The sequence below is a fragment of the Serratia symbiotica genome (assembly GCF_000821185.2).
Classification (GTDB): domain Bacteria; phylum Pseudomonadota; class Gammaproteobacteria; order Enterobacterales; family Enterobacteriaceae; genus Serratia; species Serratia symbiotica.
On the sequence record NZ_CP050855.1, the window covers coordinates 2,718,622 to 2,741,564 of the forward strand.

Annotated in this window: 17 protein-coding genes; 5 read left to right on the plus strand and 12 right to left on the minus strand. The window is 53.9% G+C overall.

What is annotated here, in order from left to right:
• From mraY to leuO, 9 genes are all read right to left on the minus strand, one after another.
• Window positions 1-1,083, minus strand: a complete 1,083-nt coding sequence (gene mraY / locus SYMBAF_RS13570) for a phospho-N-acetylmuramoyl-pentapeptide-transferase (RefSeq protein ID WP_040262705.1) — start codon at window positions 1,081-1,083, stop codon at window positions 1-3.
• Complete coding sequence (gene murF / locus SYMBAF_RS13575) at window positions 1,077-2,438, minus strand: UDP-N-acetylmuramoyl-tripeptide--D-alanyl-D-alanine ligase (protein WP_040262703.1); 1,362 nt, start codon at window positions 2,436-2,438, stop codon at window positions 1,077-1,079. The genes mraY and murF overlap by 7 nt, the downstream gene beginning before the upstream one ends.
• Complete coding sequence (gene murE, locus SYMBAF_RS13580; protein ID WP_040262701.1) at window positions 2,435-3,922, minus strand: UDP-N-acetylmuramoyl-L-alanyl-D-glutamate--2,6-diaminopimelate ligase; 1,488 nt, start codon at window positions 3,920-3,922, stop codon at window positions 2,435-2,437. Before murE ends, murF begins: the two co-directional genes overlap by 4 nt.
• Window positions 3,909-5,672, minus strand: a complete 1,764-nt coding sequence (locus tag SYMBAF_RS13585) for a peptidoglycan glycosyltransferase FtsI (protein WP_040262698.1) — start codon at window positions 5,670-5,672, stop codon at window positions 3,909-3,911. The genes murE and SYMBAF_RS13585 overlap by 14 nt, the downstream gene beginning before the upstream one ends.
• 41 nt (window positions 5,673-5,713) lie before the next feature.
• Window positions 5,714-6,034: a cell division protein FtsL gene (gene ftsL / locus SYMBAF_RS13590; RefSeq protein WP_040262696.1), complete on the minus strand. Its 321-nt coding sequence runs from the start codon at window positions 6,032-6,034 to the stop codon at window positions 5,714-5,716.
• The gene (gene rsmH / locus SYMBAF_RS13595; RefSeq protein ID WP_040262694.1) at window positions 6,031-6,972 is read right to left on the minus strand and encodes a 16S rRNA (cytosine(1402)-N(4))-methyltransferase RsmH; all 942 of its coding nucleotides are present in this window, start codon (window positions 6,970-6,972) and stop codon (window positions 6,031-6,033) included. Before rsmH ends, ftsL begins: the two co-directional genes overlap by 4 nt.
• Window positions 6,973-6,974: 2 nt before the next feature.
• Window positions 6,975-7,433 carry a division/cell wall cluster transcriptional repressor MraZ gene (mraZ, locus tag SYMBAF_RS13600; RefSeq protein WP_040262692.1) on the minus strand — a complete coding sequence of 153 codons (459 nt, stop codon included), beginning with the start codon at window positions 7,431-7,433 and terminating at the stop codon, window positions 6,975-6,977.
• A 1,213-nt stretch (window positions 7,434-8,646) separates the two neighbouring features.
• On the minus strand, window positions 8,647-9,651 hold the full coding sequence (cra, locus tag SYMBAF_RS13605) for a catabolite repressor/activator (protein WP_040262690.1): 1,005 nt from the start codon (window positions 9,649-9,651) through the stop codon (window positions 8,647-8,649).
• Window positions 9,652-10,866: 1,215 nt separating this feature from the next.
• Complete coding sequence (gene leuO / locus SYMBAF_RS13610) at window positions 10,867-11,814, minus strand: transcriptional regulator LeuO (protein ID WP_040262688.1); 948 nt, start codon at window positions 11,812-11,814, stop codon at window positions 10,867-10,869.
• A gap of 1,037 nt (window positions 11,815-12,851) precedes the next feature.
• On the opposite strand from leuO, the gene leuA reads away from it, so the two are divergent.
• Genes leuA through leuD form a run of 4 tightly spaced genes read left to right on the plus strand, consistent with a single transcriptional unit; the run spans window position 12,852 to window position 17,535 of the window.
• Window positions 12,852-14,426 carry a 2-isopropylmalate synthase gene (leuA, locus tag SYMBAF_RS13620; protein WP_040262686.1) on the plus strand — a complete coding sequence of 525 codons (1,575 nt, stop codon included), beginning with the start codon at window positions 12,852-12,854 and terminating at the stop codon, window positions 14,424-14,426.
• Between the two features lie 2 nt (window positions 14,427-14,428).
• Complete coding sequence (leuB, locus tag SYMBAF_RS13625) at window positions 14,429-15,520, plus strand: 3-isopropylmalate dehydrogenase (RefSeq protein WP_040262684.1); 1,092 nt, start codon at window positions 14,429-14,431, stop codon at window positions 15,518-15,520.
• Window position 15,521: 1 nt separating this feature from the next.
• On the plus strand, window positions 15,522-16,931 hold the full coding sequence (gene leuC, locus SYMBAF_RS13630; RefSeq protein ID WP_040262682.1) for a 3-isopropylmalate dehydratase large subunit: 1,410 nt from the start codon (window positions 15,522-15,524) through the stop codon (window positions 16,929-16,931).
• Window position 16,932: 1 nt separating this feature from the next.
• The gene (gene leuD / locus SYMBAF_RS13635; protein ID WP_040262680.1) at window positions 16,933-17,535 is read left to right on the plus strand and encodes a 3-isopropylmalate dehydratase small subunit; all 603 of its coding nucleotides are present in this window, start codon (window positions 16,933-16,935) and stop codon (window positions 17,533-17,535) included.
• Between the two features lie 199 nt (window positions 17,536-17,734).
• On the opposite strand, the gene SYMBAF_RS13640 is transcribed toward leuD, so the two are convergent.
• The 3 genes from SYMBAF_RS13640 to sgrT form a co-directional block, all read right to left on the minus strand.
• A complete protein-coding gene (locus tag SYMBAF_RS13640; protein WP_040262880.1) occupies window positions 17,735-19,207 on the minus strand; it encodes a DASS family sodium-coupled anion symporter in 1,473 nt (490 codons plus the stop codon).
• Between the two features lie 138 nt (window positions 19,208-19,345).
• Window positions 19,346-20,545 (minus strand): MFS transporter, encoded by a 1,200-nt coding sequence (locus SYMBAF_RS13645; RefSeq protein ID WP_040262678.1) that lies wholly within the window; start codon window positions 20,543-20,545, stop codon window positions 19,346-19,348.
• Window positions 20,546-20,932: 387 nt separating this feature from the next.
• Complete coding sequence (gene sgrT, locus SYMBAF_RS13650; RefSeq protein ID WP_006709590.1) at window positions 20,933-21,145, minus strand: glucose uptake inhibitor SgrT; 213 nt, start codon at window positions 21,143-21,145, stop codon at window positions 20,933-20,935.
• A 90-nt stretch (window positions 21,146-21,235) separates the two neighbouring features.
• Between sgrT and sgrR the strand changes: the two genes are divergently transcribed.
• Window positions 21,236-22,897, plus strand: a complete 1,662-nt coding sequence (sgrR, locus tag SYMBAF_RS13655) for an HTH-type transcriptional regulator SgrR (RefSeq protein ID WP_040262676.1) — start codon at window positions 21,236-21,238, stop codon at window positions 22,895-22,897.
• Window positions 22,898-22,943: the final 46 nt, after the last annotated feature.

The window sequence follows — 22,943 nt, forward strand, 5'->3', positions numbered from 1 at the left end:
TTACCGCACCTTCAGCGTCGCCAGGCCAATTAGCACCAGCATTAGCGAAATAATCCAGAAGCGCACAATCACGCGCGGTTCCGGCCAGCCTTTCAATTCATAGTGATGATGAATGGGTGCCATGCGGAAAACACGTTGCCCGCGCAACTTGAACGATCCCACCTGCAAAATGACCGACAGCGTTTCAATCACGAACACACCGCCCATAATCAATAACAGGAACTCCTGACGCAGCAGCACCGCGATGGTGCCCAATGCCCCGCCCAATGCCAACGAGCCGACATCTCCCATAAATACCTGTGCCGGATAAGTATTGAACCACAGGAAGCCCAGGCCAGCACCGACGATAGCGGTACAGACGATCACTAATTCACCAGCATGACGCAGATACGGAATATGCAGGTAGCTGGCAAAGTTCATGTTACCTGTCGCCCAGGCCACCAGCGCAAACCCAGCGGCGACAAACACCGTTGGCATGATCGCCAGACCATCCAGCCCGTCGGTCAGATTGACCGCGTTGCTGGTGCCGACGATCACGAAATAGGCCAGCAGCACATACAGCAGACCGAGTTGCGGCACGATATCCTTAAAGAAGGGGACCACCAGTTCGGTGGCGGGCGTGCCTTTGCCTACGGCATACATGGTGAAGGCGACGACCAGCGCTATCACCGATTGCCAGAAGTACTTCCAGCGAGCGACCAGCCCCTTGGTGTCTTTACGCACCACCTTACGATAGTCATCAACAAAGCCGATGATGCCGTAACCTACCAGAACCAACAGCACGCACCACACATACGGGTTGGATGGGTAAGCCCACATCAGCACTGAAATGGTGATAGAAGTCAGGATCATGGTGCCACCCATGGTCGGCGTGCCGCGTTTGCTAAAGTGCGACTCAGGGCCATCGTCGCGCACCACCTGACCGAAGGACATTTTCTGTAGATGCGTGATCACCCGAGGCCCCATCCATAGCGAAAGGAACAGTGCGGTCAGCAGGCTGACAATGGCCCTGAACGTCAGATAGGAAAAGACGTTAAATCCTGAATAATATTTAACCAAATACTCAGCCAACCAAACTAGCATGGTGTTTTCTCCTGTAACGCACAGACCACCTGCTCCATTGCAGCACGACGTGAACCCTTGATTAACACCGTCATGACCTCATGTTCCGCCAGTAATTCTGCCACGCGCGCAATCACGGCTGCTTTGTCCTGATAATGTTCGCCGTTGCCGGACGCCACGCTCAACACCCGGCTCAAACTGCCGACGCTGATCACTTTGTCGATACCCGCCCGACGGGCGGCTTCACCCACCTGACGATGGCACTCTTGCGCCTCTGCCCCCAGTTCGTCCATGTCACCCACCACCATCACGCGGTAACCCGGCATCTCCGCCAGCACCTGCGCGGCGGTGGTCATCGACCCCACGTTGGCATTGTAACTGTCGTCCAACAGCAGCTTGTTTGCCGCCAACACGATCGGGAACATACGCCCCGGCACCGCTTGCAACTGGCTCAGCCCCTGGCGCACTGCCTTGAGGGAGGCCCCCACTGACATCGCCAACGCCGCCGCCGCCAAGGCATTGGCCACGTTGTGGCGGCCCGGCAGCGGCAGCACGATCTCAGCGCTGCCAAACGGGCTGTGTAGCTGGAACTGCGTGCCGTTGCCATCGCCCCGCACCTCGCTGGCGAAGAACTCCACCCCTGCGGTGGCTTGTGGCGAGAAGCACCAGACGGTCTTGCCGTCTAGCATGCTCTGCCAGTGCGGCCAGTCGTTATTGTCGGCGTTGATAATCGCCACGCCATCAGTTGGCAGGCCGGTAAAAATTTCCCCTTTCGCCTGAGCAACCCCCGCCAATGAACCGAAACCTTCCAGATGGGCAGCCGCCAGGTTGTTTATCAGGGCAGCCTGCGGACGCGCCAATGCGCTGGTATAGGCAATTTCGCCAATATGGTTAGCGCCCAGTTCAATCACCGCAAAATCATGCTGTGGTTGCAGACGCAACAGTGTCAGCGGCACGCCGATATCATTGTTAAAGTTGCCGGCGGTGTACAGCACCTCACCGCACTCACTGAGAATGGCGGCGGTCATTTCTTTTACTGATGTTTTGCCAGAGGAGCCGGTCAGCGCCACCACGCGCGCCGGTACCTGCTGACGCACCCAGGCGGCGAGTTGCCCCAATGCCAGGCGGGTATCTGCCACCACCAACTGCGGTGCATCCAGCGCTAAGCGCTGACTTACCAGCAACGCCCCAGCCCCTGCGGCCACGGCAGCGGCAGCAAAATCGTGCGCGTCGAAACGCTCGCCCTTCAACGCCACAAACAGGCAACCGGCGGTCACCTTACGGGTATCTGTCTTCACCTCAATAATTTGGCTATCGGCACCGATCAACTCAGCACTTAATATCTCAGCCAGTACCAAAAGGGAGACAGGGATCATGCCAGCCTCCCCAACAGTCGAGCGACAGTGGCGCGGTCAGAGTAGTCCAGACGTCGGTTACCCACCAGTTGGTAATCCTCGTGGCCTTTACCCGCCACCAGCACGACATCTTGTTCCTGCGCCTGCATGATGGCGCTGGTCACCGCTTCAGCGCGGCCAGGGATCACCAGCGCCTGCCCGGCGTCCAGCAGCCCGGCAAGAATATCATTGATGATCGCCTGCGGTTCTTCGGTACGCGGATTGTCATCGGTGAGCACCACCCGATCGGCAAACTGCTCGGCGATCCCGCCCATCAATGGCCGCTTGCCCTTGTCGCGATCGCCGCCGCAGCCGAAGACACACCATAACCGCCCCTGGCAATGCAGGCGTGCCGCTTCCAGCGCTTTTTCCAGCGCATCTGGCGTATGGGCGTAATCCACCACTACCGTTGGTTTGCCCGGTGCGTTAAACACTTCCATCCGTCCGCACACCGGTTGCAGACGGCTACCGGTTTCCACCAGCTTATCCAGCGGATAGCCCAGTGCCAGCAACGTTGCCAACGCCAACAGCAAATTGTTGACGTTGAAGGCCCCCATTAGCTGGCTTGCGATTTCGCCATCGCCCCAGTTGGAACTGAAACGGAGGGTAGCACCGTTGTCGTGATAGCTGATCGCAGTGGTTTTCAACCAGCGGCCGTGACAACCCGGCAGCAGGTTATCCTGCATAGTGACCGCCACTGCATCCGGCAATTTGCTTAACCAGTGCTGCCCAACCTGGTCATCGGCATTGATGATCATCTGGCCCACATCATGCCCAGCGAACAGTGTCCATTTAGCCGCTTCGTAATTGGCCATGTCACCGTGGTAATCCAGGTGATCGCGGCTCAGGTTGGTGAAGACCGCAGCGGCAAATGGCAACGCCGCTACCCGGTGTTGTACCAGCCCGTGGGAGGAAACCTCCATGGCGGCGAAGGTCGCACCTTGCTCAGCCAAATCGTTTAATTGGTGTTGGAGATCCACCGCAGAGCCAGTCGTATTCTCAGCCGGGCAGACATGGTTCAGCAGGCCATTGCCAATGGTTCCCATCACCGCACTGGTCTCACCCAGCAGTTGGCTCCATTGCGCCAGCAGTTGCGTGGTCGTGGTTTTGCCATTGGTGCCAGTGACGCCAACCAGGCGCAGACGCTCGGCGGGTTGGTGGTAAAAACGCCCGGCCAGCGCGGAAAGGCGTTGGTTCAGTTGGCTCAGATAGATAATCGGCACGCCATGCATTTCAACGATAGCACCGTCTTCGGCCTGACCATTGGCTTCAGCAATCACCGCAGCAACGCCCTGGGCGATAGCCTGTGGGATATAACGGCGTCCATCCGTTTGATGACCCACAACGGCGACAAAGAGATCCCCAGCCGCAGCAATACGGCTGTCTAAGGTCATTTCCCGCAGCGCGCGCCTGGGTGCCGTCGGCACCCACGGGCCGAGTAAATCGCGCAAATTACGATCTGCCACCTGAACCCTCTTTCTTGTTGATTACTAATTCGCTTTTATCACCAATGGGCAACGCATCCGGCTTGACGTTCATGGTACGCAAGACGCCGCCCATAATGGCCCCAAACACCGGTGCGGAAATGGCCCCGCCATAATACTTCCCACCCTGCGGGTCATTGATAACCACCACCAGGGCAAAACGTGGTTGACTTGCTGGCGCGATGCCAGCGGTATAGGCAATATAGCGGCTGATGTATTTGCCATCTGGGCCAACCTTTTTGGCCGTACCGGTTTTAATGGCGATACGGTATCCCTTGATGGCGGCTTTCACCCCACCGCCCCCCGGCAAGGCCACGCTTTCCATCATATGCACTACGGTGCGCACCACAGATGCAGGGAAAACGCGTTCGCCAGCGACCGGAGGGTCAACCTTGGTGATCGACAATGGGCGATACACCCCCAGGCTGCCGATCGTTGCATAGACTCGCGCCAACTGTAACGGCGTTACCATTAGCCCGTAGCCGAAAGAGAAGGTGGCCCTTTCGATGTCAGACCACCGTTGTCTTTTAGGGTATATGCCACTGCTTTCTCCAACCAACCCCAAATTGGTCGCCTTTCCTAGTCCAAAACGCGAGTAAGTATCTACTAACGCTGAGGACGGCATTGCTAACGCCAGCTTGGAAACGCCAACGTTACTCGACTTCTGCAAGATCCCGGTTATCGACAGCTCCTCATAGCGCGCCACGTCTTTGATATCATGGCCCTGAATGCGGTAAGGGAGGGTATTCAGTAGGCTATTTTCTTTCACCAGACCGTGCTGCAACGCGGTCATCACTACCATCGGCTTTACGGTAGAACCAGGCTCAAAAACATCGGTGATAGCACGGTTACGCATAGTGTCTTGCAGCGTATCAGCCTTGTTGTTCGGGTTATAGGATGGGCTGTTAGCCATCGCCAGCACTTCACCGGTGTTCACGTCGATCAGCACAGCGGTGCCGGATTGCGCCTTGTTGAAGGCCACGGCATTGTTCAGTTCGCGATACACCAGCGCCTGTAGGCGCTCATCGATGCTCAACACCAGATTATGCGCCGCCTGGCTGTCTACCGAGGAGATATCTTCGATCACCCTGCCATAGCGGTCTTTACGCACGGTTCGTGCGCCCGGTTGCCCGGTCAGCCAGCGATCGAAACTCTTTTCAACACCTTCGATACCTTGGCCGTCAATGTTGGTCACACCGATAATGTGCGAGGTCACCTGACCAGCCGGATAGTAACGGCGCGATTCCTGGCGCAGGAAAATCCCTGGTAACTTCAGCTTGTGGATGTAATCGCTGACCTCTGGGTTGACCTGGCGCGCCAAGTAGACGAAGCGCCCTTTCGGGTTGGTGTTAATACGGTTGGAGAGTTGATCGAGCGGGATATTCAGCGCGTCGGACAGCGCCTTCCAGCGGCTGTCCTGGGTAATACCGCCGCGCGCGTTCAGCTCTTTTGGATCTGCCCAAATGGCGTTGACCGGTACACTCACCGCCAACGGGCGTCCAGCGCGATCGCTGATCATGCCGCGTGCAGTGGGCACTTCCTGCACACGCAGCGAACGTAGATCACCTTCTTTTACCAGGCGATCCGGGTTGATGACCTGCAAATAAGCCATGCGCAGCATCAATCCCAGCAGCGCCAATAAAATACAGCCGCACAGCAACGCAAAGCGCCAGCTGACAAAGCTGGCCTGATCTTCTTGGCGTTTCAACTTACCGGCACGCGCGGCTTTCATGCGTTTCCTTCTCTACTATTCCGGTATTTGGGTTAAACTCTTCATTGTTTAACGATGATGTTTTCCTGCGATAGATCAACATGTTGCATCTGCAATTTTTCAGTAGCAATACGTTCAACCCGGCTGTGAGCGCCGAGGGCATTCTCTTCCAAAATCAGGTTACGCCACTCGATATCCAGTGCGTCACGCTCTAACACCAACTGCTCGCGCTCGGCAGTTAGCAGGCGGGTACGGTGCACAGTGGTCACCACAAAAATGGCGGAAACCAGTACCGCAACCAGTAAAATCAGTGGGATCTTGGCATTGCGCAGCAGGTCGCCGCCAATCACCCCGACCAGGCCAAGACGTTGGTTACCGATCACGTCAGTACCCTCTGTGCAATACGCAGCACCGAGCTACGCGCACGCGGGTTGCCCGCCACTTCAGCTTCCGAAGGCCTCATTTTGCCCAGCGCTTTCAGCGTGCGCCCCCCCATGCTGCGTAGTTGCTCTTCGGTCAGCGGTATACCCGCTGGCACCTGCGCGCCACGGCTGTGGTGGCGTATAAAACGCTTCACGATACGGTCTTCCAACGAATGAAAGCTAATGATCGACAAGCGGCCCTGGGGTGCCAATACCTCTAACGTGCCATTGAGCGCACATTCGATTTCTTCTAATTCGCTGTTGATATAGATGCGGATCGCCTGGAAGCTGCGCGTTGCCGGATGTTTGTGTTTCTCGCGGATTGGACTGGCACCAGCGATCAGATCAGCCAGTTGCTTGGTGCGGGTCATTGGCTCCACGCGGTTTCTTTCCACGATGGCGCACGCAATGCGCTTGGCGAAACGCTCTTCACCAAAGGTTTTCAGCACCCAGGCGATGTCGTCGGCCTCTGCTTTCATCAACCATTCAGCGGCAGATAGCCCGGTGGACGGGTCCATACGCATATCCAGCGGCCCATCACGCATAAAGGAAAAACCGCGTTCCGCATCGTCCAACTGCGGTGAAGAAACGCCCAGATCAAGCAGGACGCCATCGATTTGCCCTACCAGTTCGCGTTCCCGCACATAGTCTGACAAAGCAGAAAAGGGGCCGTGTACGATGGTAAAACGAGGATCATCAATAGATTTGGCGGCTGAAATAGCCTGAGGATCGCGGTCAATTGCCAGCAAGCGTCCTTCCGGCCCCAGTTGGGACAAGATCAGACAAGAATGACCGCCACGCCCAAAAGTACCGTCGATATATGTGCCGTTACTGCGAATATTGAGGCCGTTAACCGCCTCATCCAACAGTACGGTGGCGTGTTTGTAGTTTTTCAACATGCTTATAGCGACAAGTCCTGTAGCCGCTCAGACAAAGGTTCCTGAGGCGACTGTTTAGCATCGATATCAACCTTGACTTGTTGATACCAGGTCTGTTCATCCCACAGTTCAAACTTGTTGAACTGCCCAACCAGCATCACTTCTTTAGTAAGGCCAGCATGCTGGCGCAGTGTAGTGGCTAACAGCAACCGACCAGCACTATCCATCTGACACTCACTGGCATGCCCCAACAGCAAACGCTGAACACGGCGCTCGGCGGGATTCATACTCGATAGACGGGACAGTTTTTGTTCAATAACTTCCCATTCAGGTAAAGGGTAAAGCAGCAAGCAGGGCTGGCAGAGGTCAATGGTACACACCATTTGGCCTTGCGACTCCTCGTGTAGCGAATCCCGATATCGGGTAGGTATAGCAAGCCGCCCTTTGCTGTCGAGATTGACCATCGTTGCGCCACGAAACATTGCTGAGCTACCCCTTTATGACCGTTTTCGCCACTTTACCCCACAAATCCCCACATAATAGAGTGTACGGAGGGTATGAAAACCTTGTCAAGCTAGAGCAGCAGCGCTTTGGCAATATTTCTCTGGTTAACTCGTAAAATGAACGTTATTTATCCGGCAATTAAAAAATTAACACCATGATTAGCGGAGAGAATTTCCTGAGGGGAAGAACCTGATTAAAAATTTGACGAATTGATGATTAATTAATTTATGACTTCCTTCTACAATCGATATCTTCTTTTCAACTCAGTGGCGCATGTCTCTATCCCATGGTAGCCCGCGCCAAACAAGGCTCCACGTGGCACGTTACATGCAGCAGAATAGGACGTCAGCCGCTGGATTAATAACGTTCAACGAATATTGCCCGCACTCTTTTACATCAGTTGAAACCTTTATGGTACGCCTAGAGTAAAGAAATAAATGGTTCGGATATTATAGGGAGGAGTTAATTTTTAATTAAATCAACTCGATAAGATTATTCCCAAACAATTATGATTTCATCTCTTTACATCTCTTATTCCCGCCCTGTTTCTTTAAAAACAGACCGTGCAGTACCAAATAAACTCACTTAGTTGTTTTTTATGGGATTTTATAAGTAATTCAATTCTAGCTCCTGCGCACCAAATTTTACTCGGAGGTAATGGCAACAGGAACAATAAATCGCCAAAATTAAGATATTAAATCAATAAGTTAGTTAGACACACTGCAAGTAAACACAAAAACTGAGATTAACAACCAAACGCAATCAATGATGGCAAATACCGTGATCCGCTTCCTGTGTGCCGTTTGACTACGCGGCCAAATTCCTACTATGCAAGCGCATCGAATCGGCTAGGCTGTGTCCAGTCATTGACCGTGGTGGCGGCGCAGCCCCGAAGAGCTGGGACCATTTGAAGGTGTCTTCGGTGACGATCCGCTGAGTTTGACCATCCACACCTCACGGCCAGCTTCCAATGACCGCTAGCGACGCTCACGTGCCATTGCCGGACACCGCCTACTTACTTCAGTATCCAGTCACCCGTTTTATGTAGCGATATTATGGCGCATCTGCGCTGTTAAGCCGACGATGTCACGATGCTCACCGTATTCATGGCGATAAGCCTACTGTATAGCAATTGTTTGGCGAGAATATGTTTAAACCATCAGGGTAGCGATGAATTTCTGTTTATATGGATTATTTGCGGCTGAGGCTACCACGGTGGAATAGGCTGCGGCGGATACGCGTTAAACCTGGCTTGGGTTTGTGCGGTTCATCAAAGCTGGCCAACACCAACTCTAGCACCCGTTCAGCCACATCGTGGTGACGCTGTGCTACCGCCAGTACCGGGCACTGCAAAAAGTCCAGCAGTTCATGATCGCCGAAGGTGGCGATCGCCAAATCGGTCGGCAAACGGCCATATTGCTTCAGCGTGACGTCCATGACCCCTTGCAGTAAAGAGAACGAAGTGGTGAACAGCGCCTGCGGCATTGGATGCGTTTTGAGCCATTCGGCAAACAGTGCGCCAGCGGCCTCACGTTCATAACTGCTAGCATAGAGATAATCGACGTGGCGCAGATCATCCTGCCAAGCCTTACGGACCCCCTGCTCACGTAGGAAGCTGACAGAAAGCTCAGGTAGCGCTCCCAGGTATAGCATGCTCTCAGCCGGGAAAGTGCGCAGTTCCTGCGCTAGCGCATAGGCGTCTTCCTGATCGGCTCCCACTACGCTGATGAAATATTGAGGATCCAACGCGCGATCCAAGGCGATGATCGGTAACGAACCGTTGGCCCAGCGTTGATAGAACGGGTGCTCCGGCTGCAAGGCAGTGGAGACTATGAGCGCATCCACTTGGCGTTGCAGCAGATGTTCGATACAACGCATTTCGTTGTCCGCCTGATCTTCCGAACAGGCGATCAACAACTGATAGCCACGCTGACGCGCCTGACGCTCCAGATAGTTGGCGATACGGGTATAACTGGTATTTTCCAAATCCGGTATCACCAAGCCGATAGAGCGAGTTCTTCCGGCACGCAATCCTGCCGCGACAGCATTCGGGTGATAGTTATGTTCCTTGACCACGGCCATCACTTTCTCGACGGTTTTATCGCTGACACGATACCGCTTTGCTTTGCCATTGATGACATAGCTGGCCGTGGTGCGCGAAACACCCGCGAGGCGGGCGATTTCATCCAATTTCACGTTAACCCCTTAATAAAACTGAAAATAGAAGTGAAGATTATATCCAGACTAACCCTGATATCTCGTGTGCTTATTCAATCCAGCCTCTGCGATCTAACAGCAGAAAACTCTGGCTAGCAACCGCTTTTGCCGAAAAATGCCAGCACAATAGGCAAAAAATCATCGCAGAATAACGGGGACAAGCTGCGCCACTGCCACCAGACTATGCCGGTATACCCGTCATACCTGGAATGACATCCGCATTGGCGTATACCCTAAATAATTAGAGTTGCAGCAAGGCGGCAATACAGCGACAAATCGGTCGGAACCCGATTTGAACAACGCTTGCGCGGGGCCGCAGGCTGAACCTCAAAGATGAGGCGCATTAGTCCCCAGGCGCTGACACCCGTCAGTGACTGGGGTGAGAGAGGGAAGCTCACGCATAGGCAACTTAACGTATGACGGGTATAAATTTTTCGCCGCGCGACACGCCAACCAGGCCGAAATATGGCACCGGCTGCGGGTGAATGCCGCCACGTTTTTACGATTGAAGATAACTGAATAGGCTGTGTCCGGTCTTTAGCCATGTCACCGTCGCAACCCCAAAAGCCCGTAATCAAGGCACAGGATACAGGGCTAGTGTTCAAGCCTACCGGCTTTTGGGGCGTAGCCCAAAGGGCTGGAACCATTTGAAGACGACCTTAGGTGACGAACCGCTGATTTGGTGCACCAAACCTCACGGCCACGCCTTGCTGCGCCTGCAAATAACCGCCAGCGGCGCTCGCGGGAAACGGCGGGATACTGCCTAACATAACCTCCAATTCTAAGGCAGGAAAACGGCAAAATGGCCCCACAATAGGAGGTTACTTTTCTGCATAGTTCAGTCTATCCACTCTTAGGTAATGGTAAAAGATGCCCCCGCGCAGCAGTGCGAGCTAAAATTCAGGTTATTTCACCGTACCCACACGAATGGGATGTAGGAACGGTGACAAGGTTTTATGTCGGTGATAAAAGGTGATCTAACAAGCCGGAGCATAATATCAGATAAAAAAGCCAGAAGAAGTTGGCAATGGCAGAATATAACTTCATGTTGATTTTTTCATAAGATACTCAGATCGATATAAAAACGGCTAATTTATCAGCATCAAACTCAAAACAGGGATGATTATTAATTTTTCCACATAGAAATTTATTTAAATGATTGCTATTACATTTCCAAAATAATTCAATATGGATTTATTCTGAATGACCTGCCTCGGTAAGTATAGTTTTCATCCATTGATGCCCTTTATCCCACTCAGAGGATTCATGCCAGGATAGATAGCAGGTGGCTTTATTTTCACACTGGCATAAAGGCACTGCTTTTATTTTCAGTGCTTCAGCTTGTTGCCGTACCAGCCAAGCAGGAGCAATGGCGACCATCTCGGTGAGGGAAACTATCGTCAATACGCTGTATAAATCCGTACACTGCTGGGTCACTGTGCGCTGCATAGCATCATCAATATAGTAGAATTTGCTGAAAGATCCGAAACTCTCCAGAGAAACCACGGCATGCTGTTCCATCAAGGTTTGTTCCAGCGTAATCTGGTTGGTAATTCTTGGGTGCTGCTGCGCTACCACCAGCACCAATTCGTCGTCAAATAATGCTTCACTACGGAACTCCATCGACTCAAAACAGCTATAGCCAATAACAAACTCAACGTTCTGATAGCGCAATTGATGCTCTATATCATTGTTAATGTAGGATTTTATTTTCAATCCAAGCTGGGGTGCTACCTGTTTAACATGATTGATTATAGTTCCCCCCAAGCGTAAATCGAGCGGGCTACAAAGCGATAACGAGAAAGCCCGCTCGCTGCTAATTGGTTCAAACTTGGCACCCAGCAGCTCATTTCTCACCAGTTGCAGCGCTTGACGTACCGGCCCAAAAAGCTGCCTGGCACGCATCGTAGGCTGTATCCCGCGCCCCCGCCGCACAAAAAGCTCATCATTAAACATCACCTTCAGACGTGCAACGGCATTGCTCACCGCCGGTTGCGACATCCCTAATGAATTAGCGGCTCGTGTAATATTTTGCATCTGCATGACCGCATCAAACACGGTCAATAAATTAAGATCAACACTGCGCAAATGAATATCCGCAGATTCTTTAACCATGGTAATCTCTGAATCATATTCAGCCATATCTTACTTACTCCACTAATTCCTGTGTAAATATTCCTGTCCCTATGTAGGAAAAACAATGAGAAACCCCATTGTTTTGTTCCTCCACGACAAAATCCATTACTCCCGCTATCATCCCCCTGTTTCGTCTCTATGGCCTTTACCCGATACAGAGTAGGCAGCAGAGGCATCAGCGCTGTGGATAGTTAATGTCGCCAGTGACAGACTAAGCATCTATCCCATTAGGCTATTTTATTTACCTTTTGGCCCTTGTAAGTGCTCACTATTCTCACGTACTCCCTGTACGCTCCAGTTGTTACACGCTGTCCTGGTTCAAACTGGCTGCAACACCGTACGCCTACTGAGATAGGCGCTAATAAATAGTTAGTAACAATCGATAATACACATTATAAATACTAACTAACCATTTTTTATAAGCTAGGTTATAGAAATACATCACGAAAAATCAAACCACCTAAATCCTTCATGCTATTTATGTAAAAATCGTTATTCTTTTTATTTTAGCGAAAAATCAATAAAATAAATATATAACTTTTAATTGGATTATTTGTGAAATTAATAATACCTTTTGATCATTGACTGCCCCCCTAATCACAGACTTTATTGCTTCATCATAAATTTTAACTCAACAACATGCAGAAGCAATTGCCACCGTATATATTTGACTTATTTATGTTGAGCAGTGCGCAAATCCCTCCTTATCTTTCTCTGAGATGGCTCTTTTTGGCCACTTTCCCTCTGCTCTCCAGGGCCAATTTAGCCGCGCTGAATCACCCACGCATTCAATTAAGTATTGATACTGCCAAAACAATAACGTATCATGTAAGGCAATGAGATAATTTTATGAGAAGCTGAACTCGCATGATCCGTACTCTTCAACTACTAAGCCTACTACTCAACGCATCTTGTTTGCGCGGTATGCTGGTGGATGGAGTAAACAACTAAACTCAGCCCATCATCTCATAAGAACCCGCGCTAACGCGCGGGTTTTTTTTTGCCCGCTTAGCGTGAAATCAACACGATAAGGGATACCTACAATGAGCCAACAAGTCATTATTTTCGATACCACGCTGCGTGACGGTGAACAAGCACTGCAAGCCAGCCTGAGCGTTAAAGAGAAGATTCAAATTGCGATGGCGCTGGAAAGAATGGCCGTCGATGTGATGGAGGTCGGCTTCCCGGTCTCCTCGCCGGGTGACTTCGAATCGGTGCAAAGCATCGCCCGGCAGATCAAAAACAGCCGCGTCTGTGGATTGGCGCGCTGCGTGGATAAAGACATTGATGTCGCCGCCGAAGCACTGTGCGTGGCGGAGGCATTCCGCATCCATGTGTTCCTCGCCACCTCAACGCTGCACATCGAATCGAAATTGAAGCGTTCTTTCGATGAGGTACTGGCGATGGCGGTTCGTTCAGTCAAACGCGCCCGTAACTACACTGACGACGTTGAGTTCTCCTGTGAAGACGCTGGCCGCACGCCGATAGACAACCTGTGCCGGGTGGTAGAAGCCGCCATCAATGCCGGTGCCACCACCATCAATATTCCAGACACCGTCGGCTACACCACACCGAACCAGTTCAGCGGTATTATCACTACGTTGTATGACCGCGTTCCCAACATCGATAAAGCCATTATTTCTGTCCATTGCCACGACGATCTGGGCATGGCGGTCGGTAACTCCATCGCGGCAGTACAGGCCGGCGCACGCCAGGTAGAAGGCACGTTGAATGGCATCGGCGAACGCGCTGGCAACTGCTCGCTGGAAGAAGTGATCATGGCGATCAAAGTGCGCCAGGACATCATGAACGTGCACACCAACATTAACCACCAGGAAATCTTCCGCACCAGCCAGATAGTCAGCCAACTGTGCAATATGCCAATCCCAGCCAACAAGGCTATCGTCGGCTCCAACGCTTTCGCCCACTCCTCCGGCATCCACCAGGATGGCGTGCTGAAGAACCGCGAAAACTACGAAATCATGACCCCGCAGTCGATCGGCCTGAAGGAGGTGCAGTTGAACCTGACCTCCCGCTCTGGCCGCGCAGCGGTAAAACACCGCATGGAAGAGATGGGCTACCAGGAGCAGGACTACAACCTGGACAGCCTGTATGCCGCTTTCCTGAAGCTGGCCGACAAAAAAGGCCAGGTGTTCGATTACGATCTGGAAGCCTTGGCTTTCATTAACAAGCAGCATGAAGAGCCGGAGCATTTCAGTTTGGACTACTTCAGCGTGCAGTCCGGCAGCAGCATTATGGCCACCGCGTCGGTGAAATTGATCTGCGGCAGCGAAGAGAAAACCGAGGCGGCCACTGGCAATGGCCCGGTTGACGCGGTCTATCAGGCGATCAACCGCATCACCGGCTACCCGATAGAACTGGTGAAATACCAACTGACTGCCAAAGGCCAGGGCCGCGATGCGTTGGGCCAGGTGGATATCGTGGTGTCCTACAACGGCCGCCTCTTCCACGGTGTGGGTCTGGCGACCGACATCGTCGAATCCTCCGCCAAGGCGATGGTTCACGTATTGAATAATATTTGGCGCTCACAGCAGGTAGAAAAAGAAAAACAGCGCTTGCAGCAAAGCACCCATCAAAATAATCAGGAAACGGTGTGAACATGACGAAGACTTACCCTATTGCCGTCTTGCCCGGAGACGGAATCGGCCCAGAAGTAATGGCTCAGGCACACAAGGTGCTGGACGCGGTGCGCCAGCGCTTTGATATGCGCATCACCACCGCCGAGTATGACATTGGCGGCATCGCCATCGATCGCCACGGCAGCCCGTTGCCGCCAGCAACTCTCGCCGGCTGCCAGCAGGCCGAGGCGATCCTGTTCGGTTCAGTAGGCGGCCCGAAGTGGGAACACTTGCCACCGGACGAGCAGCCTGAGCGCGGCGCTCTACTGCCACTACGCAAACACTTCAAGCTGTTCAGCAACCTGCGTCCTGCTCGTTTGTACCAGGGGCTGGAAGCGTTCTGCCCGCTGCGCGCCGACATTGCTGCCCGCGGTTTCGATATCCTGTGCGTACGCGAACTGACTGGCGGCATCTACTTTGGTCAGCCGAAAGGCCGCGAAGGCCAAGGCATGCAGGAGTACGCCTTTGATACCGAGGTGTATCACCGATACGAGATTGAACGCATCGCGCGCATCGCCTTCGAGTCCGCCCGCAAACGCCATAGCAAGGTCACCTCGATCGATAAGGCCAATGTGCTGCAAAGCTCGATCCTGTGGCGTGAAGTCGTCAATCAGGTTGCCAAAGACTACCCAGAGGTGTCACTGACACACATGTACATCGACAACGCCACCATGCAGTTGATTAAAAATCCATCGCAGTTCGATGTGCTGCTGTGCTCCAACCTGTTTGGCGACATCCTATCCGACGAGTGCGCGATGATCACCGGCTCAATGGGCCTGCTGCCATCAGCCAGCCTGAACGAGCAAGGCTTTGGCCTATACGAACCGGCGGGTGGTTCAGCGCCGGACATCGCCGGTAAGGGCATCGCCAACCCAATCGCCCAGATCCTGTCCGCCGCCCTGCTGCTGCGTTACAGCCTGGGTGCTTTTGATGCCGCCGATACCGTGGAGCGCGCCATCAACCAGGCGCTGGAACAAGGCTACCGCACCGCCGATCTGGTCGGCGAGGGTAAAGCCGTCAGCACCGATGAAATGGGCGACATCATCGCCCGCTTTGTAACTCAGGGGGCATAACATGGCAAAAACCTTATATCAGAAGCTGTACGACGCCCACGTGGTGTACGAAGCGCCAAACGAGACGCCACTGCTGTATATTGACCGTCATCTGGTGCATGAAGTGACCTCGCCGCAAGCCTTCGATGGCCTGCGTGCTATGGGCCGCAAGGTGCGCCAACCGGGCAAGACCTTCGCCACCATGGATCACAACGTTTCGACCCAAACCAAAGACATTAACGCCAGCGGCGAGATGGCGCGCATCCAAATGCAGGCGTTGATCAAGAACTGCGCGGAATTTGGCATCACGCTGTATGACCTGAACCACCCGTTCCAGGGCATCGTGCATGTGATCGGCCCTGAACAGGGCATCACACTGCCAGGCATGACCATCGTCTGCGGCGATTCCCACACCGCCACCCACGGTGCCTTCGGTTCATTGGCGTTCGGCATCGGCACCTCCGAGGTGGAGCATGTGTTGGCTACTCAGACGCTGAAACAGGGTCGTGCCAAAACCATGAAGATTGAGGTGACCGGTATTGCCGCCATAGGCATTACCGCCAAGGACATCGTGCTGGCGGTGATCGGCAAAATCGGTAGCGCTGGCGGTACTGGCCATGTGGTGGAATTCTGCGGTAATGCGATCGAAGCGCTGAGCATGGAAGGCCGTATGACGCTGTGCAACATGGCGATCGAAATGGGTGCCAAAGCAGGGTTGGTGGCACCAGACGACACCACCTTCGATTACCTGAAAGGTCGGCAGTTTGCGCCGACCGACGGCAACTGGGCACTGGCGGTCAGTTACTGGCGTACGCTGAAGTCCGACGACGACGCTCAATTCGATACCCTGGTCACCCTGCGTGCCGAAGACATTGCGCCACAGATCACTTGGGGCACCAACCCAGGCCAAGTGATCGCCGTCAACCAGGCCATTCCACTGCCAGAATCGTTCAGCGATCCGGTCGAGCGTGCCTCTGCTGAGAAAGCACTGGCATATATGGATCTGGAACCGGGCATCAAACTGACCGAGGTGCCGATCAACAAAGTGTTCATTGGTTCTTGCACCAACTCACGCATTGAAGATTTGCGCGCGGCGGCGGTGATCGCCAAGGGGCATAAGGTTGCCCACGGCGTACAAGCGATCGTAGTGCCAGGCTCCGGCCCAGTAAAGGCACAGGCAGAAGCCGAGGGCCTGGATAAAATTTTTATTGAAGCCGGTTTTGAATGGCGTCTGCCAGGATGCTCAATGTGCCTGGCAATGAACAACGACCGCCTAAACCCAGGCGAACGCTGTGCATCCACCAGCAACCGTAACTTCGAAGGGCGTCAGGGGCGCGGTGGGCGTACCCACCTGCTCAGCCCGGCGATGGCCGCTGCGGCTGCCATCGCTGGCCATTTCGCCGATATCCGCGATATTCACCAAAGGGGCTAACATGGCTAAATTTACTCAACACACCGGTTTAGTAGCACCGCTTGATGCTGCTAATGTTGATACCGATGCCATCATTCCCAAACAGTTCTTACAGAAAGTCACCCGCACCGGTTTCGGCCAGCATCTGTTTAACGACTGGCGCTTCCTCGACGATGCAGGCCAGCAGTCAAACCCGGAGTTCGTGCTGAACAAACCGCGTTATAAAGGGGCCAGTATCCTGCTGGCACGGGAAAACTTTGGCTGTGGATCTTCGCGTGAGCATGCACCTTGGGCATTGACTGATTACGGCTTTAAGGTGGTGATTGCACCGAGCTTCGCCGATATCTTCTACGGCAACGCGTTCAACAACCAGCTACTGCCAGTCACCCTGAGCGAACAGCAGATCGATGAGCTGTTCAAGCAGGTGGCGAGCAACGAAGGCATTGAGTTCATGGTCGATTTGGAGCACCAAACGGTTAATGCTGGCGGCAAAAGCTACCCGTTCAAGATCGACAGTTTCCGCCGCCACTGCATGCTCAATGGGCTGGATAGCATCGGCCTGACGCTACAGCGCGAAGCGGATATCTCCCATTTTGAGGCACAACAGCCAGCGTTTTTGCACTGATCATCTTCTCATAGCCTAAATAATCGGTGCTGCGGCAAGTCAGCCAGGCCCCTAGAGCCTAATGGGATAGGCTCTTAGTGACCGGGGAGTGACAAATCTGCCGGGAGCAGATTTGAACGCTGCCTGCAGCGACCGAAGGGACGAGGCCCAGGGCTGGGCCGAATAACATACGCAGCAGTTGCTTCAAGTATGACGGGTATTACCAGTAACCCAGCCACTTCCACCAAGCCCCGCCGATTACCATCCAGATCAGCAGGTTAATCGCGCCCATCACAAACCCGGTTTTCCACCACTCACCCAACGTGACATAGTTGGAGCCAAAAATAATCGGTGCGGTGCCAGTGCCATAATGGGTCAGCGACATCATCAATGAGGAAGAAAACGCCAAAATCAGCGCCAGCAGTGCTGGCGGTGCACCAAGCGCAATCCCAGCAGTGAGGAAAGCGGCAAACATCGCGGTGACGTGCGCGATGGTGCTGGCAAAGAAGTAATGAGAATACAGATAGATAATGATCAACAGCACGGTACCACCTACCCAACTCATGCCCATTTGGTCAATACCTTTGCCCACAGTCTGCGATAGCCAGTCGATCAACCCCAACTTACCGAGGAAGCTGGCCATCATCACCAGCGCCGAGAACCACACCACAGTATCCCAGGCACCTTTGTGTTTCAGCACGTCCTGCCAGCTCAGCACGCCGGTCGCCAATAGCGCTGCCAGACCAATCAGCGCCGCCGTAGTCGGGTTGACTGTCAGCGCCGGGCCGAAAATCATCGCCGGAATGCCCGCCCACAACAGCAGCAGCAGCGTGAACACCGCCAGGGTGATTTTCTCCGGCAGCGTCAACGCCCCCAGTTCCTGTAGTTTGTCGCGAGCGAAACGCGGCGCATCCGGGGTGCTTTTCACCTCAGGCGGATACAGCAGGTAAACCACCAGCGGCATGACGAACAAAGAGCAAAGCCCCGGCACCAGCGCGGCTACCGCCCACATCGACCAGGAAAGCTCGACGCTGCCGGACGTACCTTTGGCAATCAGGCTAACGATCAGCGGATTAGAGGCAGTGGAGGTAATAAACATCGCCGAGGTGATCGGGTTAATGTTGTAGTTCACCAACGACAGATAGCGGCCCATGATGCCAGAGGTATTCAGTTCAGGTTTAGAGCCGAGGCTTTCAGCGATCGATTTCATGATCGGGTGGATAATGCCGCCGCCGCGCGCAGTATTGCTGGGGGTAATCGGTGCCAGAGTCAATTCTGCCAGCGTCAGCGCATAGGCGATGCCCAGCGTCTTTTTGCCAAACAGCGAAATGAAATAGTAGCCAATGCGCGCACCCAGCCCGGTTTTGTTCAGACTAAGGGAGATCATGATTGAAAAACCAATCAACCAGATCAACTGGTTGGAAAATCCGCTCAGCGCATCGTCCAACGCCGCGCCCGGATTGTCGGGATGAGTGACACTAGTAACAGCCACCAGCGCAATGGCGATCACCGCAACGGCACCGATCGGCATCGCCTTACCGATGATGGCAATGATGGTGCCGACAAACAGCGCCAGCAACTGCCAGGCGTTAGCGGCAACGCCTGCCGGCACTGGGATAAGGAACCAAATAATCAATGCAGCAGCAACGGCGCACAGTGAAGGAACAGGTCTGAGCGGTGTCAGTGTATCCATAACGTACCCACTTTTTTCTAAACGGATCGGCATCTCAAGCAAGATGGAAAAGAGCGCAGCAATCGCACTCGGTGCCCGCATAGCTTGGCTGTGTGGCGCATCATTCTCAATGATATAGGTCAATAATGCCAACGTTTCTCAGACGTCCCGCACCCGGGTGCTCATCCACAGCGCTGCCACTGCCAGCAGCGCTGCCAGCCAGTAAACTGCATAGTGACCCAGATTTTCCACCAGTGCTCCCTGTAATACACCCGCCAAGATCACCCCGGTAGAAATGCTATTGGTAAACAACGTCGTCGCAGCACCTGGCCGCCCCGGCATCAGATCCTGGAAATAGAGCATGCCGATACCCGCGACGATGCCGATAAAGATGGCATTGAGTAACTGCAACGCCATCAGCGCCGACCGACCATTGAACACCACTAACCCGGCGTAGAACAGCACCCCAGCCAGCACCGCAAACAGCATCATGTTGCGCTTGCCGAAGTACCTGACACAGTAACCCGCCAGCAACATCGCTGGGATCTCCAATCCGGCTGCGGTACCCATCAGCACCCCCGCCAGGTTCTCCGGCAAGCCGAGATCGGCGGTGATGTACAGCGGCATGTCGATGATGTACATGGTGTTGCAAGTCCACATCAGCATTGAGGCGATAAACAAAAGACGCACATCGCGGTTGCGCCAAGCGTTGGCAGGAGCGATCAGCACAGTAGTACCGCCCTGCAAGGTATTGTCCATCGCCTTCGCACGCGGTACCGAGGGCAAGGTGAACCCGACCAGCAACGAACAGACGACAAAGGTAGCAGCAGCTATCAGAAACATTCTGGTGAAACCGTAGTTCAGCGCCAACGCAAACGACAGCGGCGGGCCGATCACCCACGCCAGCGACAGTTGAGCGCGCATCACCGAACTGAACATCACCACCTCACGCGCTTCATTGTCAGCGTATTCCCGCGCCAAAGCGAAAATTTGCGGCATCGCGGTATTGGCGATCGCCGCCATCAACACCCCCAGGGTGATCAGCGTCAGATAGTCACGGTTGAAGGCGAACAGCAAGCAATTGCCGACGGCCATCACGCAACACAGCAAAATTAACCTACGCCGATCGCCGCGAGTATCGGAACGTTTAGCCAACAGGAAGCTGACCAGGATGCCAGCCACCGCGTTGGCGGTATAGAACAACCCGACCCATAGCGGCCGCACTTTCACCTCAGTGGTCAGGAACAGACTCAGCGTCGGTGCCTGTAACGCGCCAGCGATGCCGGAAAGAAAGGCGATCAGCAGGAAAGCGGCAAAGATGGGATTAAAGCGTTGGGACAACCAATTGGGGCGTTTCATATCTTCTCTTAGTCAGTGCTCTTAGAAGTGAAAACCTTAGGATAGCTGATGTAAATTGCAAGAAGATGAACGCCTGACAGGATAAAAAAACCTGTGGGTTGCCCCACTGGCTGGCGAAACAGCCGCATTACTCAGAAACTCTTTTGCTCTTCGTATTTCAAATCATAGCGTTGTTGGATTTTCTCCCCTTGCCGCCTAGCTAAGGTATGAAATCCATTGGGCATCACTTTGTTGCCTTATCACAGAGGCTCGCGATACTGTTTGTCCTTCATGTCAAGGCTGTAGTCATTTGACCCGCAGCAAGGTGCGGGTCGTGAGGTGTAGTGGGCCAAATGAGCGGCGGGTAACACAGGCCTAGTTTACGTTGTCGGGCTTGCCCATAGCCCACTATTGGCCGCCCCCTCCGTCGGGATAACGGGTTGTTGGGTCTGCTGCGGTGTCAGATTCAACGGTGGGATACGGCCTAAGATCCCACTGGAGCAGGTGAGCCAGCATCTCCAGCCGTGCCTGTTCTGGCACCACCCCCAACCAATCAGCGTGCTGGCGGCGCACCGCACTGAAATAGCGCTGATAAAACTGTTTTGACAAGAAAGTTTTCATTATTCGCCCTCCCCCGTTCGTTGAGGAAAATTGTCGGCGTAATATGGGAAAAGATAAATTGACGAATTGACACAGGAGTATTCCTCTTTTATGTCCACTTCCAGATTGCAGCAGCAGTTCATCCGCTTGTGGCAGCGCTACCATGGCAAGACCACCGAAACCACGCTTCAGCAGTTGGCAGACGTGCTCAAGTGCTCGCGGCGTCATATGCGTTCGCTGCTGAACACCATGCAGCAGCGGGATTGGCTCACCTGGCAAGCGGAACCGGGGCGCAGCAAGCGTTCTCTCCTCACCTTCCATTACACCGGCCTGGCGTTGCAGCAGCAGTGGGCTGAAGAGTTACTGGATCAAGATCGCATCGATCAGTTGGTACAGTTGGTCGGCAATAAAAATGAGCTTCGCCAAATGCTGTTATCCCAACTCGGCCGCCGCTTTCGCCAAGGAAAACACATTCTACGGGTGCTCTACTATCGCCAACTGTACAACCTGCTGCCCGGCTCAGCACTGCGGCGTTCGGAAACACACTTGGCTCGGCAGATCTTCAGCGGTTTGACGCGGATAAATGAGGAAAATGGGGAACCAGAATCAGATCTTTCCCATCACTGGCAAGTCTTGACGCCACTACACTGGCGTTTTTATCTGCGTCCAGCGATTCGTTTTCACCACGGTCGCGAATTGGAGATGGAAGATGTCATCCGTTCGCTCACCCGCCTGATGCCGCAGCCACTGTTTTCACACATCAAGCATGTGACATCACCATCCCCTCACGTCATCGATGTGCATCTGCACAGCCCCGATTACTGGCTACCATGGTTATTGGGCAGCGTGCATGCGATGATCCTGCCGCGTGAATGGCAAAGCCTGCCGGATTTCGCCCGCCACCCGATCGGCACTGGGCCGTATAGCATGGTGCGTAACCACCACAGCCAAATGAAGATCCACGCCTTCGACGACTATTTTGGCTACCGGGCGCTGATCGACGAAGTGAATATCTGGGTACTACCAGAATTGACTGAAGAGCTGATGCACTCCGGCGTACAATTGCAGGGTGACGACACCAGCAAAAACGAGCTGGAAAGCCGACTGGAGGAAGGCTGTTATTTTCTGCTGTTCGATCAACGCTCACCGCTGGCGGCCGATGCGGCTATCCGTAGTTGGCTGTGCGCACTGCTCAACCCGATTTCCCTGTTGAACAACGCCGAGACTGTCTATCAACGCTACTGGTCGCCCGCCTACGGCCTGCTGCCGCGCTGGCATCATAACCGTACATTGACGCAACAGCCGAAACCGCCAAGCCTGAGCGCGCTGACGATCACCTATTTCAACGAGCACTCGGAGTTCCACGCCATCTGTCAAACCATCAAACCGCTGCTGGCACAACACGGCATCACATTGAGGGTACAGAGCGTGGATTACCCCACCTGGCACCAAGGCAAAGCGCAGAGCGATCTGTGGCTCGGCAGCGCCAACTTCACCCTACCGTTGGCGTTCTCGCTGTTCGCCACTCTGTATGAGATGCCGTTGATGCAGCACTGCATGAGTGAGGATCTGGCCGAGCAAGCCGCACTGTGGCGCGCCAACAGCCTGCCGCTGGCAGCGTTCTGCCAACGGTTGGTCAGCAGCCACCTGTTACATCCGCTGTTTCACCACTGGCTGCAATTACACGGCCAGCGCAGCATGCGCGGTGTGCGCATGAACACCCTCGGCTGGTTTGACTTCAAATCTGCCTGGTTTGCACCGTCAGAGGACTAAATGCGGTTCTTAGCGCCTTTCACTTGCATCGGTTAGTCTTTACAAT

Coding starts and splice junctions, on each gene's coding strand:
- sgrT (WP_006709590.1), bottom strand. CDS start 21,145: ATGAAAACTTTCTTGTCAAAACAGTTTTATCAGCGCTATTTCAGTGCG.
- SYMBAF_RS13645 (WP_040262678.1), bottom strand. CDS start 20,545: ATGAAACGCCCCAATTGGTTGTCCCAACGCTTTAATCCCATCTTTGCC.
- leuD (WP_040262680.1), top strand. CDS start 16,933: ATGGCTAAATTTACTCAACACACCGGTTTAGTAGCACCGCTTGATGCT.
- leuO (WP_040262688.1), bottom strand. CDS start 11,814: ATGGCTGAATATGATTCAGAGATTACCATGGTTAAAGAATCTGCGGAT.
- leuB (WP_040262684.1), top strand. CDS start 14,429: ATGACGAAGACTTACCCTATTGCCGTCTTGCCCGGAGACGGAATCGGC.
- leuC (WP_040262682.1), top strand. CDS start 15,522: ATGGCAAAAACCTTATATCAGAAGCTGTACGACGCCCACGTGGTGTAC.
- SYMBAF_RS13585 (WP_040262698.1), bottom strand. CDS start 5,672: ATGAAAGCCGCGCGTGCCGGTAAGTTGAAACGCCAAGAAGATCAGGCC.
- SYMBAF_RS13640 (WP_040262880.1), bottom strand. CDS start 19,207: ATGGATACACTGACACCGCTCAGACCTGTTCCTTCACTGTGCGCCGTT.
- mraZ (WP_040262692.1), bottom strand. CDS start 7,433: ATGTTTCGTGGCGCAACGATGGTCAATCTCGACAGCAAAGGGCGGCTT.
- sgrR (WP_040262676.1), top strand. CDS start 21,236: ATGTCCACTTCCAGATTGCAGCAGCAGTTCATCCGCTTGTGGCAGCGC.
- mraY (WP_040262705.1), bottom strand. CDS start 1,083: ATGCTAGTTTGGTTGGCTGAGTATTTGGTTAAATATTATTCAGGATTT.
- leuA (WP_040262686.1), top strand. CDS start 12,852: ATGAGCCAACAAGTCATTATTTTCGATACCACGCTGCGTGACGGTGAA.
- murF (WP_040262703.1), bottom strand. CDS start 2,438: ATGATCCCTGTCTCCCTTTTGGTACTGGCTGAGATATTAAGTGCTGAG.
- rsmH (WP_040262694.1), bottom strand. CDS start 6,972: ATGTTGAAAAACTACAAACACGCCACCGTACTGTTGGATGAGGCGGTT.